Below are 12,934 nucleotides of genomic sequence, written 5' to 3' on the forward strand. Positions count from 1 at the left end.
GCGAATGGCAAAAGCGGCTAGGCTTTCCCGATCACGGACGGTGCTTTGCCGCGCCCAAGCGCGTATGATGCGCGACCTTTTTCTTCGTTGCATGACACACCGGGAGGTGCCCAGATGAACGACACGCACGAAACCACCGAAATTTCCCCCGCCGGCGAGAAGCTGCAGAAGGTCCTGGCCCGTCTGGGCGTCGGCTCGCGCCGTGACGTCGAGGCCTGGATCGAGGAAGGCCGGGTCAAGGTCAACGGCGTGGTCGCCAGCCTTGGCCAGCGCGTGGAAAGCCACGACGCCATCGCCGTCGACGAGCACCTGATCCGCCGCGAGCAGGCCGAAGAGCACGTGCGCCGCGTGCTGATCTACAACAAGCCCGAGGGCGAGGTCTGCACCCGCGACGACCCGGAAGGCCGCCCGACCGTGTTCGACCGCCTGCCGCGCCTGCGCAGCGGCCGCTGGATCAACGTCGGTCGCCTGGACATCAACACCACCGGCCTGCTGCTGTTCACCACCGACGGCGAGCTGGCCAACCGCCTGATGCACCCGTCCTACGAGATGGACCGCGAGTACGCCGTGCGCGTGCGCGGCGAAGTCGACGAAGAGATGATCGAGCGCCTGAAAGCCGGCGTGATGCTCGAAGACGGCCCGGCCAAGTTCAGCGACATCCAGCAGGCGCCCGGCGGCGAAGGCTTCAACCACTGGTACCACGTGGTGGTGATGGAAGGCCGCAACCGCGAAGTGCGTCGTCTGTGGGAATCCCAGGGCGTGGTGGTGAGCCGCCTGAAGCGCGTGCGCTTCGGCCCGGTGTTCCTCACCTCCGAGCTGACCATGGGCCGCTACCGCGAGATGGACCAGCGCGAGCTGGACATCCTCAGCGAGGAGGTCGGCCTGAAGCCGGTGAAACTGCCGGAGATGACCACCAAGGCCAAGGACAAGCTCGAACGCCAGCAGCGCAAGCTGGCCAAGCCGCTGCCGCGCAGCGAGCGCCCGGATGCCGGTCGCGGCAACCGCCAGCGCAAGGAATCCTTCGGCGGCGAGCGCCCGGCCCGTGGTCCGCGTCCGGTGGCCGGCGAGCGTCCCGCCCGAGGGCCGCGTCAGGACTCCGACCGTCCGGTTCGTGGTCCGCGCCAGGATTCGGATCGCCCGGCCCGTGGTCCGCGCCAGGATGCCGACCGTCCGGTTCGTGGTCCGCGCCAGGATTCGGATCGCCCGGCCCGTGGTCCGCGCCAGGACTCTGATCGTCCGGCTCGTGCTCCACGCCAGGATTCGGATCGTCCGGCTCGCAGCCCGCGCAAGGACTCCGACCGTCCGGCCCGCGGCCCGCGTCAGGATTCGGATCGTCCGGCTCGCGGCCCGCGCAAGGACTCCGACCGTCCGGCCCGTGGTCCGCGCCAGGATTCCGACCGCCCGGCCCGCGCGCCGCGTCCGGAAGGCCGTGGCAAGGCCCCGGCCGGCGAAGCGCCGCGTTCGCGTCCGGCCAAGCCGAGCGCCGAGCGTGACGAGCGCCCGTCCAAGCCGGTGGCGCGCAAGCCGTTGAACAAGCGCCGCCCGCAGCCGGCCGGCGACGGCATGCGTCCGGGCTTCAAGCGCTAAGCGTCAGGTATGAAAAAAGGGCTCCGCGGAGCCCTTTTTTTCGTCTTCCGGAAAGTCCGCTCAGCCAGCGCAGGCCAGGCGGTTACGGCCGTCGCGCTTGGCCGCGTAGAGCGCGGCGTCGGCCCGGTGCAGCAGGTCGTCGACGCGCTCGCCGGCGATCAGGGTGGCGCAGCCGAGGCTGACGGACAGCGGCACCGGCTTGCCATCGACGGCAAAGTCCAGCTCCTGGATGGCATGCCGCAGCCTTTCGCCGACCTGGGCGGCGCTGCTGCTGGGCGTGTTGGACAGCAGCACGAGGAACTCCTCGCCGCCGAAGCGGAAGACCATGTCGACGTTGCGCAGGCTGGCCTTGATCGCCCTGGCCACGCAGCGCAGGGCCTCGTCGCCGTGGCTGTGGCCGTACTGGTCGTTGATGCGCTTGAAGTGGTCCAGGTCGAGCATCAGCACCGACAGCGGCTGCAGGCTGCGCCGCGCCAGCTCGACCTCGCGGCCCAGGGCCTGGTCCATGGCGATGCGGTTGCCGGTGCCGGTCAGCGCGTCGCGCAGGGCGGCCTGGATGGCTGCGCGGTAGAGCAGCGCGTTGCGCAGCGGGTAGAGCAGGCTGGCGATCAGGCTTTCCAGCTGGCCCAGCTCGGTCTCGTCGAAGGGGCGGCGGCGGCGGAAGGCCAGCTCGCCCAGGTATTCCCCGGCATGGTTGAGGTTGTAGGTGGCGCCGTGGCTGGCCGCTTCGCCGAACTCCAGGCGCAGGTCGGCGCTGCCGTTCTGGTAGCTCAGGTAGTCCAGCGGCAGCAGCGCCTGGATCTCCTGGAAGAACAGGCCCAGGACGCGTTCGATCTCGAGGCTGGTCTGCAACTGCACGGCGAGTTGCCGGCGCACGTCCGTCAGGCTGGCCGGGCGCCGGCCGCGCGGGCGGCCGCTCTCGCCCTGGCTTAGGCGCTGGAGCTTGGCGGTATCGAAATCGATGGTGTTGGACTGCTTGGGCGGGGCCATGACGCGTGGCGACCTCTGGCGCAAAACGGCGACAGTGAGGGCTGAGCTATTTTCGTGCCAACCCGCGAAAAGTTCTGTTCTGACGGCTCAAGGGACCGTCTGGCGCGGGCTTGGTTCCGTAGGCTGGGGGTGCCTCGGAGGGTGGGATGTCAAAATGATGGCGAACTTTCCGAGGAATGCGTGGGGGATTTCCTCGGGCGTAGTCGGAAAACCGGCGGGGCGGCTGTCGCGCCGCCCCGCGCCGGTCAGGCCTGGGCGTCGAAGGCCTGGCCGTTGACGCCGATGCTGTCCGGGCCCATCAGGTACAGGTAGACCGGCATGATCTCGTCCGGCGCCGGGTTGTTCGCCGGGTTCTCGCCCGGGTAGGCCATGGCGCGCATGCTGGTGCGGGTGGCGCCGGGGTTGACGCTGTTGGCGCGGACGGCGTTGGTGCCGTCGCACTCGTCGGCCATCACCTGCATCAGGCCCTCGGTGGCGAACTTGGATACCGCGTAGGCGCCCCAGTAGGCGCGGCCCTTACGCCCGACGCCGCTGGAGGTGAAGATCACCGAGGCGTCGCTGGCCAGCTTGAGTAGCGGCAGCATGGCGTGGGTCAGCATGAACACCGCGTTGACGTTGACCTGCATGACGCGCATGAAGTTTTCCCCGGAAATCTGCTCGATGGGCGAGCGCAGGCCGAGGATGGAGGCGTTGTGCAGCAGGCCGTCGAGCTTGCCGCATTCCTTCTCGATGGTCGCCGCCAGCTCGTCGTACTGGTGCGGCTGGGCGGTTTCCAGGTTGAAGGGGATGACCACCGGCTGCGGGTGGCCGGCGGCCTCGATCTGGTCGTAGGTCTGGTTGAGGTTTTCTTCGCTCTTGCCCAGCAGCAGCACGGTGGCGCCGTGGGCGGCATAGGCCCGCGCGGCGGCGGCGCCGATGCCGCGGCCGGCGCCGGTGACCAGGATCACCCGGTCCTTGAGCAGGTCGGGGCGGGCGGAATAGTTGAACATGGAAACTCCTTGGGAGCGCTGGAAGCCTGAAGCCGGAAGCTTGAAGTCGAGCGGCGGAGCGCTTCCGGCTTCAGGCTTCCAGCTTCAAGCTCAACAGGAACAAAGCGCGCGGTCGAGCACCGCCAGCAGGTCGCGCGGGTGGTCGACGATCACGTCGGCGCCCCAGTGCGCGGGGTTGTCCTCGGGGTGGATGTAGCCGTAGCGCACCGCCGCGGTCTTGGTGCCGGCGGCGCGGCCGGACTCGATGTCGCGCAGGTCGTCGCCGATGAACAGCACCTGGGCCGGGTCGATGCCCAGCTGGCTGCAGGCCAGCAGCAGCGGCTCCGGGTCGGGCTTGCTGTTGGTCACGTGGTCCGGGCAGACCAGCACCGCCGAACGCTCGGCCAGGCCCAGCTGCTGCATGATCGGCTCGGCGAAGCGCACCGGCTTGTTGGTCACCACGCCCCAGATCAGGTTGGCACGCTCGATGCTTTCCAGCAGCTCCGGCATGCCGTCGTAGAGGCGGCTGTAGACCGCGCAGTGGTCCTGGTAGCGGTCGAGGAATTCCTGGCGCAGCGTCTCGAAACCGTCGGCTTCCGGGTCCATGTCGAAGGTCGCCGCGACCATGGCGCGGGCGCCGCCGGAGACCACGTCGGCGATGCGCTGGGCGTCGATCGGCGGGCGGCCGTGGGCGGCGAGCATGGCCTGGCACACGGCGATGAAGTCCGGCGCGGTGTCCAGCAGGGTGCCGTCCATATCGAAGAGAACCGCTCTGAGCTGCATCGCCGTCATTCCTCGCGCAGGGTCTGGATCATGTAGTTGACGTCGACGTCGTCGGCCAGCTTGTAGTGTCTGGTCAGCGGGTTGTAGGTCAGGCCGATGATGTCCTTGACCGCCAGGCCCGCATCGCGCGACCAGGCGCCCAGCTCGGAGGGGCGGATGAACTTCTTGAAGTCGTGGGTGCCGCGCGGCAGCAGGCGCATGACGTACTCGGCGCCGACGATGGCGAACAGGTAGGCCTTGGGGTTGCGGTTGATGGTGGAGAAGAACACCTGGCCGCCGGGCTTGACCATCTTGTGGCAGGCGCGGATCACCGAGGCCGGGTCGGGCACGTGCTCGAGCATCTCCAGGCAGGTGACCACGTCGAACTGCCCGGGCATTTCCTCGGCCAGCTGTTCGGCGGTGATGCGCCGGTATTCCACCGGCACCCCGGATTCCAGCTGGTGCAGCTGGGCCACCGCCAGCGGCGCCTCGCCCATGTCGATGCCCATGACGGTGGCGCCGCGCTGGGCCATGGCCTCGCTGAGGATGCCGCCGCCGCAGCCGACGTCCAGCACCTTCTTGCCGGCCAGGCTGGCGCGCTCGTCGATCCAGTTGACGCGCAGCGGGTTGATGTCGTGCAGCGGCTTGAACTCGCTCTCGCGGTCCCACCAGCGATGGGCCAGTGCCTCGAATTTGGCGATCTCGGCGTGGTCGACGTTGCTCATGGCGTACCTTCGTTGCAAATCATGGGAAATCGTGGCGCGCAGGCCGACTATGATGCCAGCTTCGCGCGGCGGATGGGCGCGGCATGACAGATTGTCGCAGCCGCGCCCGGCAGTGTTCAGGCGCCGGCGATGCGCCGGCCCCAGGCGCCGACCTCGGCGGCCAGGCGGCCCTCGTCCAGGCGCGTCAGGCGGCCGGCGTCCAGCAGCTGCTTGCCGCTGACCCACAGGTGGCGCACGCAGTCGCGGCCGCTGGCGTAGATCAGTTGCGAAACCGGCTCGTAGACCGGCTGCTGGGCCAGCCCGGAGAGGTCGAAGGCCACCAGGTCGGCGGACTTGCCCAGCTCCAGCGAGCCGATTTCCTGCTCCAGGCCCAGGGCGCGGGCGCCGTTCAGGGTGGCCATGCGCAGCGCGCGGTGGGCGTCCAGGGCGGTGGCCTGGCCGGCCACTGCCTTGGCCAGCAGGGCGGCGGTGCGCGTCTCGCCGAGCAGGTCGAGGTCGTTGTTGCTGGCCGCGCCGTCGGTGCCTATGGCGACGTTGACCCCGGCCTGCCACAGGCGTTCCACCGGGCAGAAGCCGCTGGCCAGCTTGAGGTTGGATTCCGGGCAGTGGATCACCGAGCTGTTGGTTTCCACCAGCAGTTCCAGGTCCTCGTCGCTCACCTGGGTCATGTGCACGGCCTGGAAGCGCGGCCCCAGCAGGCCCAGGCGGTGCAGCCGGGCCAGCGGGCGCTCGGCGCTCTTCTCCAGGGCCTGCTGGACCTCGAAGGCGGTCTCGTGGACGTGCATCTGGATGCCGGCGTCGAGTTCCTCGGCCAGCATCAGCACGTTCTCCAGCTTGTCGTCGCCGACCGTGTAGGGCGCGTGCGGGCCGAAGGCCACGCGGATGCGCGGGTGGTGCTTGAGGTCGTCGTGCAGGGCCACGCCCTGGCGGATCGCCTCCTGGGCGTCGCGGGCGCCGGGCATGGGGAAGTCCAGCACCGGCACGCACACCTGGGCGCGGATGCCGCTGTCGTGGACCGCCTCGCAGGTCACCCGGGGGTGGAAGTACATGTCCGAGAAGCAGCTGATGCCGCCCTTGATCTGCTCGGCGATGGCCAGCTCGCTGCCGGTGCGCACGAAGTCCTCGTCCACCCACTTCGCCTCGGCCGGCCAGATGTGCTCCTGCAGCCAGGTCATCAGCGGCAGGTCGTCGGCCAGGCCGCGGAACAGGCTCATGGCGGCGTGGCCATGGGCGTTGACCAGGCCCGGGGCGAGCAGCATGCCCGGCAGCTCGCGGGTTTCCGCCGCCGGCTGGCGCAGGGCCTCGGCGCGCGGGGCGAGGAGGGCGATGCGGCCGTCGCGGATGCCCAGCGCATGGTCGCGCAGGACCACGCCGGCGGGCTCCACCGGGACTATCCAGGTCGGCAGCAGAAGCAGGTCGAGAGGGGCTTTGGCGTCGGGCATGGGGCGCTTCCTGCGGCGCGGGAACGGGTGGCCGGCAGTATACCCGAGCACCTTGGCCTGCGGCTCGTTATACTCGCGGGTTTTCCCGGCCCTGGCCGGGCTCGATATCGGCGCGCCGTCCGGCGCGCCCGGACCTGATAGAAGAACGAGGTGTTCCATGCGTGAGCGACTGTTGGCGGCCGAGCGGGTCACGGCCATTGATTGGCGCAAGGGCACCCTTCGTCTGCTCGACCAGCGCCTGCTGCCGCTGGAGGAAACCTGGCTGAGCTACGACAGCGCCGCCGGCGTCGCCGAGGCCATCCGCCAGATGGTGGTGCGCGGCGCCCCGGCCATCGGCATCGCCGCGGCCTACGGCCTGGTGCTGGGCCTGCAGGCCCGCCTGAACAACGGCGGCGCCTGGCGCGAGGCCCTGGAGGACGACTTCCGCGTGCTGGCCGAGTCGCGGCCCACGGCGGTCAACCTGTTCTGGGCGCTGAACCGCATGCGCGAGCGCCTCGAGCGCCTGAAGCCGGGCGACGACCCGCTGCAGGTGCTGGAGGCCGAGGCCATCGCCATCCACGAGAGCGACCGCGAGGCCAACCTGACCATGGCCCAGCTCGGCGTCGAGCTGATCCGCAAGCAGCACTCCGGCCCGCAGAAGATCCTCACCCACTGCAATACCGGCGCCCTGGCCACCGGCGGCTTCGGCACCGCCCTGGGGGTGATCCGCGCGGCGCACCTGGAGGGCCTGGTCGAGCGCATCTACGCCGACGAGACGCGCCCCTGGCTGCAGGGCGCGCGCCTGACCGCCTGGGAGCTGGCCAACGAGGGCGTGCCGGTCACCCTGAATGTCGACGCCGCGGCGGCGCACCTGATGAAGACCCAGAGCATCACCTGGGTCATCGTCGGCGCCGACCGCATCACCGCCAACGGCGACGTGGCGAACAAGATCGGCACCTACCAGCTGGCGATCAACGCCATGCACCACGGCGTGCGCTTCATGGTGGTGGCGCCCAGTTCGACCATCGACATGAACCTGGAAAGCGGCGAGGACATCCCCATCGAAGAGCGCAACGGCCGCGAACTCCTGGAAATCGGCGGCAAGCGGATAGCCGCCGAGGTGGATGCCTACAATCCGGTGTTCGACGTGACCCCGGCCGACCTGATCGATGCCATCGTGACCGAACGCGGCGTGGTCGAGCGTCCGGACACCGAGCGCATGGCCCAGTTGATGAGCCGCAAGCGCCTGCATTGAGGGCGCCCGGCGGGGATAGGTGTTCCCCCGGGCTTGTGGTAAGCTCCGACGGTTCTCAGTGGGGCCTTTTTCTGGCCCCGTCGATTGCGCGGATCATTGACCTAAGTCGTTGATTTGTTGTGAGTCGATGGCGTTCTGATGGCGCTGTCGCACTCCGCCGGGCTCGGGACGGGCGAGGCGGAGTTCCATCTGCAAAAGGAACCAGGCTTCTCATGGGCGAACTGGCCAAAGAAATCCTCCCGGTCAACATCGAAGACGAACTCCGACAGTCCTACCTCGATTACGCCATGAGCGTGATCGTCGGTCGTGCCCTGCCCGATGCACGCGATGGCCTCAAGCCCGTGCACCGCCGCGTCCTGTACGCCATGAGCGAACTGGGCAACGACTGGAACAAGCCCTACAAGAAATCCGCCCGTGTGGTCGGCGACGTGATCGGTAAATACCACCCGCACGGCGACACCGCGGTGTACGACACCATCGTGCGCATGGCCCAGCCGTTCTCGCTGCGCTACATGCTGGTGGACGGCCAGGGCAACTTCGGTTCGGTGGACGGCGACAACGCCGCGGCCATGCGCTACACCGAAGTGCGCATGGCCAAGCTGGCCCACGAGCTGCTGGCGGACCTGGACAAGGAAACCGTCGACTGGGTGCCCAACTACGACGGCACCGAGCAGATCCCGGCGGTCATGCCGACCAAGATCCCCAACCTGCTGGTCAACGGCTCCAGCGGCATCGCCGTGGGCATGGCGACCAACATCCCGCCGCACAACCTGGGCGAGGTGATCGACGGCTGCCTGGCGCTGATGGACAACCCCGAGCTGTCCGTCGACGAGCTGATGCAGTACATCCCCGGTCCCGACTTCCCGACCGCCGGCATCATCAACGGCCGCGCCGGCATCATCGAGGCCTATCGTACCGGCCGCGGGCGCATCTACATCCGCGCCCGCGCCGATATCGAGGACATGGAGAAGGGCGGCAATCGCCAGCAGATCATCATCACCGAGCTGCCCTACCAGCTGAACAAGGCGCGGCTGATCGAGAAGATCGCCGAGCTGGTGAAAGAGAAGAAGATCGAGGGCATCACCGAGCTGCGCGACGAGTCCGACAAGGACGGCATGCGCGTGGTCATCGAGCTGCGCCGCGGCGAAGTCGGCGAGGTGGTGCTGAACAACCTCTACGCCCAGACCCAGCTGCAGAGCGTGTTCGGCATCAACGTGGTGGCCCTGGTCGACGGCCAGCCGCGCACGCTGAACCTCAAGGACATGCTCGAAGTCTTCATCCGCCACCGCCGCGAAGTGGTGACCCGGCGGACCGTCTACGAGCTGCGCAAGGCCCGCGAGCGCGGCCACATCCTCGAAGGCCAGGCGGTCGCCCTGTCGAACATCGATCCGGTGATCGAGCTGATCAAGACCTCGCCGACCCCGGCCGAGGCCAAGGAACGCCTGATCGCCACCCCCTGGGAATCCAGCGCGGTGGAAGCCATGGTCGAGCGCGCCGGCGCCGATGCCTGCCGTCCGGAAGACCTGGACCCGCAGTACGGCCTGCGCGAGGGCAAGTACTACCTGTCGCCGGAGCAGGCCCAGGCCATCCTGGAACTGCGCCTGCACCGCCTGACCGGCCTGGAGCACGAGAAGCTCCTGTCCGAATATCAGGAAATCCTCACCCTGATCGGCGAGCTGATCCGCATCCTGACCAACCCGCAGCGTCTGATGGAAGTCATCCGCGAGGAGCTGGAGAAGGTCAAGGCCGAGTTCGGCGACGCCCGCCGCACCGAGATAGTCGCCTCCCAGGTGGACCTGACCATCGCCGACCTCATCACCGAGGAAGAGCGCGTGGTGACCATCTCCCACGGCGGCTACGCCAAGTCGCAGCCGCTGGCCGCCTACGAGGCCCAGCGCCGCGGCGGCAAGGGCAAGTCGGCGAGCGGAGTGAAGGACGAGGACTACATCGAACACCTGCTGGTGGCCAACAGCCACGCCACCCTGCTGCTGTTCTCCAGCAAGGGCAAGGTCTACTGGCTGCGCACCTTCGAGATCCCGGAAGCCTCGCGCACCGCGCGCGGCCGTCCGCTGGTCAACCTGCTGCCGCTGGACGAAGGCGAGCGCATCACCGCCATGCTGCAGATCGACCTGGAAGCCGTGCGCGCCCAGTTCGCCGGCGAGGAAGGCGATGACGACGACGTGGTCGCCGAGCAGGTCGCCGAAGTGGTGGAAGCCGAAGAGGCCGAAGAGGGCGACGACGCCGACTTCAGCCAGGACGAGCCGACCGGCGCGTACATCTTCATGGCCACCATGAAAGGCACCGTGAAGAAGACCCCGCTGATCCAGTTCACCAAGCCGCGCTCCAACGGCCTGATCGCGCTGAAGCTGGAGGAGGGCGACTCGCTGATCGCCGCCGCCATCACCGACGGCTCGAAGGACGTGATGATGTTCTCCGACGCCGGCAAGGTGATCCGCTTCAAGGAAAGCAAGGTGCGCATCATGGGCCGCAACGCCCGTGGCGTGCGCGGCATGCGCCTGGCCGAAGACCAGCGCATCATCTCCATGCTGATCCCCGAATGCCGCGAGGCGCAGATCCTCACCGCCTCCGAACGCGGCTACGGCAAGCGCACGCCGCTGGCCGACTACCCGCGCCGCGGCCGTGGCGGCCAGGGCGTGATCGCCATGGTCATCAACGAGCGCAACGGCAAGCTGGTGGGCGCCGTGCAGGTGCTGGACGGCGAGGAGATCATGCTGATTTCCGACCAGGGCACCCTGGTCCGCACCCGCGTCGACGAAGTCCGCGGCGCGGGCCGCAACACCCAGGGCGTGATCCTCATCAAGCTGGCCGCCGACGAGACCCTGGTCGGCCTGGAGCGGGTGCAGGAGCCGACCGTGGTCGAGGGCGAAGTCGTGGACGACGAAGCGTTCGACGAGAATCAAGAAGCAGGCGAAGCCGCGGCCGAGGAAGCGCCGCAGGCCAGCGAAGACTGATTAGCGAGAGTGGATGTGAGCAAGCGAGCCTATAACTTCTGCGCAGGTCCAGCTGCGCTTCCCACCGAGGTGCTGGAGCGCGCCCGCGAAGAGCTGCTCGACTGGCAGGGCAAGGGCCTGTCGGTCATGGAGATGAGCCACCGCAGCGACGACTACGTGGCCATCGCCGAGAAGGCCGAGCAGGACCTGCGCGACCTGATGGGCGTGCCGTCGAACTACAAGGTGCTGTTCCTCCAGGGCGGCGCCAGCCAGCAGTTCGCCGAGATTCCGCTGAACCTGCTGCCCGAGGACGGCGTGGCGGACTACGTGGAAACCGGCATCTGGTCGAAGAAGGCCATCGAGGAAGCGCGCCGCTTCGGCAACGTCAACGTGGTCGCCAGTGCCTCCAAGTACGACTACTTCGCCATTCCCGGGCAGAACGAGTGGAACCTGACGCCGAACGCAGCCTACCTGCACTACGCGTCCAACGAGACCATCGGCGGCCTGGAGTTCGACTGGGTTCCGCAGGTCGGCGACGTGCCGCTGGTGGTGGACATGTCCTCGGACATCCTCTCGCGCCCGGTCGACGTGTCGAAGTTCGGCCTGATCTACGCCGGCGCGCAGAAGAACATCGGCCCGTCCGGCCTGGTGGTGGTCATCGTCCGCGAAGACCTGCTCGGCCGCGCCCGCAGCATCTGCCCGACCATGCTCAACTACAAGGTCGCCGCCGACAACGGCTCCATGTACAACACCCCGGCCACCTATTCCTGGTACCTCTCCGGCCTGGTCTTCCAGTGGCTGAAGGAGCAGGGCGGCGTCGAGGCCATGGAGCGGCGCAACCGCGCCAAGAAGGACCTGCTGTACTCCTTCATCGACGCCAGCGACTTCTACACCAACCCGATCCAGCCCAGCGCCCGTTCCTGGATGAACGTACCCTTCCGCCTGGCCGACGAGAAGCTCGACAAGGCCTTCCTCGCCGGCGCCGACGCCCGTGGCCTGCTCAACCTCAAGGGCCACCGTTCGGTGGGCGGCATGCGCGCCTCCATCTATAACGCCCTGGGCCTGGACGCCATCGAGGCCCTGGTGGCCTACATGGCCGAGTTCGAGAAGGAGCACGGCTGATGAGCGACGCTGACCAGCTCAAGGCTTTGCGCGTACGCATCGACAGCCTCGACGAGAAGATCCTCGAGCTGATCAGCGAACGCGCCCGCTGCGCCACCGACGTGGCGCGGGTGAAGATGCAGTCCCTGGCCGAGGGCGAGAAGCCGGTGTTCTACCGGCCCGAGCGCGAGGCCTGGGTGCTCAAGCACATCATGGAGCTGAACAAGGGCCCGCTGGGCAACGAGGAAGTGGCGCGGCTGTTCCGCGAAATCATGTCCTCCTGCCTGGCCCTGGAGCAGCCGCTCAAGGTCGCCTACCTCGGCCCCGAGGGCACCTTCACCCAGGCCGCGGCGCTCAAACACTTCGGCCATGCGGTGATCAGCACGCCGATGGCGGCCATCGACGAAGTGTTCCGCGAAGTGGCCGCCGGCGCGGTGAACTTCGGCGTGGTGCCGGTGGAGAACTCCACCGAGGGCGCGGTCAACCACACCCTGGACAGCTTCCTCGAGCACGACATGGTGATCTGCGGCGAGGTCGAGCTGCGCATCCACCACCACCTGCTGGTGGGCGAGAACACCAAGACCGACAGCATCACCCGCATCTATTCCCACGCCCAGTCCCTGGCCCAGTGCCGCAAGTGGCTGGACGCGCACTACCCGAACGTCGAGCGCGTGGCGGTGCCGAGCAACGCCGACGCCGCCAAGCGGGTGAAGAGCGAGTGGAACAGCGCGGCCATCGCCGGCGACATGGCGGCCAGCCTGTACGGCCTGGACAAGCTGCACGAGAAGATCGAGGACCGCCCGGACAACTCCACGCGCTTCCTCATCATCGGCAACCAGGAAGTGCCGCCGACCGGCGACGACAAGACCTCGATCATCGTCTCCATGCGCAACAAGCCCGGCGCGCTGCACGAACTGCTGGTGCCGTTCCACACCAACGGCATCGACCTGACGCGCATCGAAACCCGCCCGTCGCGCAGCGGCAAGTGGACCTACGTGTTCTTCATCGACTTCGTCGGCCACCACAAGGACCCGCTGATCAAGGACGTGCTGGAGAAGATCAACGGCGAAGCCGTGGCGCTGAAGGTGCTGGGCTCCTATCCCAAGGCGGTACTCTAACAAGCGGCTGGAAGCCGGAAGCCCGAAGCTGGAAGTTGGAGTCGCGCGGTCGCTTC

9 protein-coding genes and 1 pseudogene are annotated in these 12,934 nt (G+C 68.1%); 5 read left to right on the forward strand and 5 right to left on the reverse strand.

The window, feature by feature from the left end; all coding sequences use genetic code 11:
* Window positions 1-114: 114 nt before the first annotated feature.
* A pseudogene (rluB, locus tag IG194_RS22875) lies at window positions 115-1,338 on the forward strand (23S rRNA pseudouridine(2605) synthase RluB); the annotation flags it as partial.
* A gap of 309 nt (window positions 1,339-1,647) precedes the next feature.
* Here the strand turns inward: rluB and IG194_RS22880 are convergent.
* The 5 genes from IG194_RS22880 to IG194_RS22900 all read right to left on the reverse strand — a co-directional run bounded on the left by IG194_RS22880 (window position 1,648) and on the right by IG194_RS22900 (window position 6,474).
* Window positions 1,648-2,577 (reverse strand): GGDEF domain-containing protein, encoded by a 930-nt coding sequence (locus IG194_RS22880; protein ID WP_058488841.1) that lies wholly within the window; start codon window positions 2,575-2,577, stop codon window positions 1,648-1,650.
* A gap of 245 nt (window positions 2,578-2,822) precedes the next feature.
* Window positions 2,823-3,566 carry a YciK family oxidoreductase gene (locus IG194_RS22885; RefSeq protein ID WP_058488842.1) on the reverse strand — a complete coding sequence of 248 codons (744 nt, stop codon included), beginning with the start codon at window positions 3,564-3,566 and terminating at the stop codon, window positions 2,823-2,825.
* Window positions 3,567-3,656: 90 nt separating this feature from the next.
* A complete protein-coding gene (gene mupP / locus IG194_RS22890) occupies window positions 3,657-4,337 on the reverse strand; it encodes an N-acetylmuramic acid 6-phosphate phosphatase MupP (protein ID WP_135499859.1) in 681 nt (226 codons plus the stop codon).
* Window positions 4,334-5,032: a bifunctional 2-polyprenyl-6-hydroxyphenol methylase/3-demethylubiquinol 3-O-methyltransferase UbiG gene (ubiG, locus tag IG194_RS22895; protein WP_043313483.1), complete on the reverse strand. Its 699-nt coding sequence runs from the start codon at window positions 5,030-5,032 to the stop codon at window positions 4,334-4,336. The genes mupP and ubiG overlap by 4 nt, the downstream gene beginning before the upstream one ends.
* Window positions 5,033-5,148: 116 nt before the next feature.
* The gene (locus IG194_RS22900; protein WP_009620950.1) at window positions 5,149-6,474 is read right to left on the reverse strand and encodes a TRZ/ATZ family hydrolase; all 1,326 of its coding nucleotides are present in this window, start codon (window positions 6,472-6,474) and stop codon (window positions 5,149-5,151) included.
* 157 nt (window positions 6,475-6,631) lie between these two features.
* On the opposite strand from IG194_RS22900, the gene mtnA reads away from it, so the two are divergent.
* The 4 genes from mtnA (at window position 6,632) to pheA (ending at window position 12,878) form a co-directional block, all read left to right on the forward strand.
* On the forward strand, window positions 6,632-7,708 hold the full coding sequence (gene mtnA, locus IG194_RS22905) for an S-methyl-5-thioribose-1-phosphate isomerase (protein ID WP_043267580.1): 1,077 nt from the start codon (window positions 6,632-6,634) through the stop codon (window positions 7,706-7,708).
* Between the two features lie 212 nt (window positions 7,709-7,920).
* Window positions 7,921-10,680, forward strand: a complete 2,760-nt coding sequence (gyrA, locus tag IG194_RS22910; RefSeq protein ID WP_009620952.1) for a DNA gyrase subunit A — start codon at window positions 7,921-7,923, stop codon at window positions 10,678-10,680.
* A 15-nt stretch (window positions 10,681-10,695) separates the two neighbouring features.
* The gene (gene serC / locus IG194_RS22915; protein ID WP_058488844.1) at window positions 10,696-11,781 is read left to right on the forward strand and encodes a 3-phosphoserine/phosphohydroxythreonine transaminase; all 1,086 of its coding nucleotides are present in this window, start codon (window positions 10,696-10,698) and stop codon (window positions 11,779-11,781) included.
* A complete protein-coding gene (gene pheA, locus IG194_RS22920; protein WP_058488845.1) occupies window positions 11,781-12,878 on the forward strand; it encodes a prephenate dehydratase in 1,098 nt (365 codons plus the stop codon). The genes serC and pheA overlap by 1 nt, the downstream gene beginning before the upstream one ends.
* The last annotated feature ends 56 nt before the right edge of the window (window positions 12,879-12,934 follow it).

It is taken from the genome of Pseudomonas sp. ADPe (assembly GCF_014843515.1).
GTDB lineage: Bacteria > Pseudomonadota > Gammaproteobacteria > Pseudomonadales > Pseudomonadaceae > Pseudomonas > Pseudomonas citronellolis.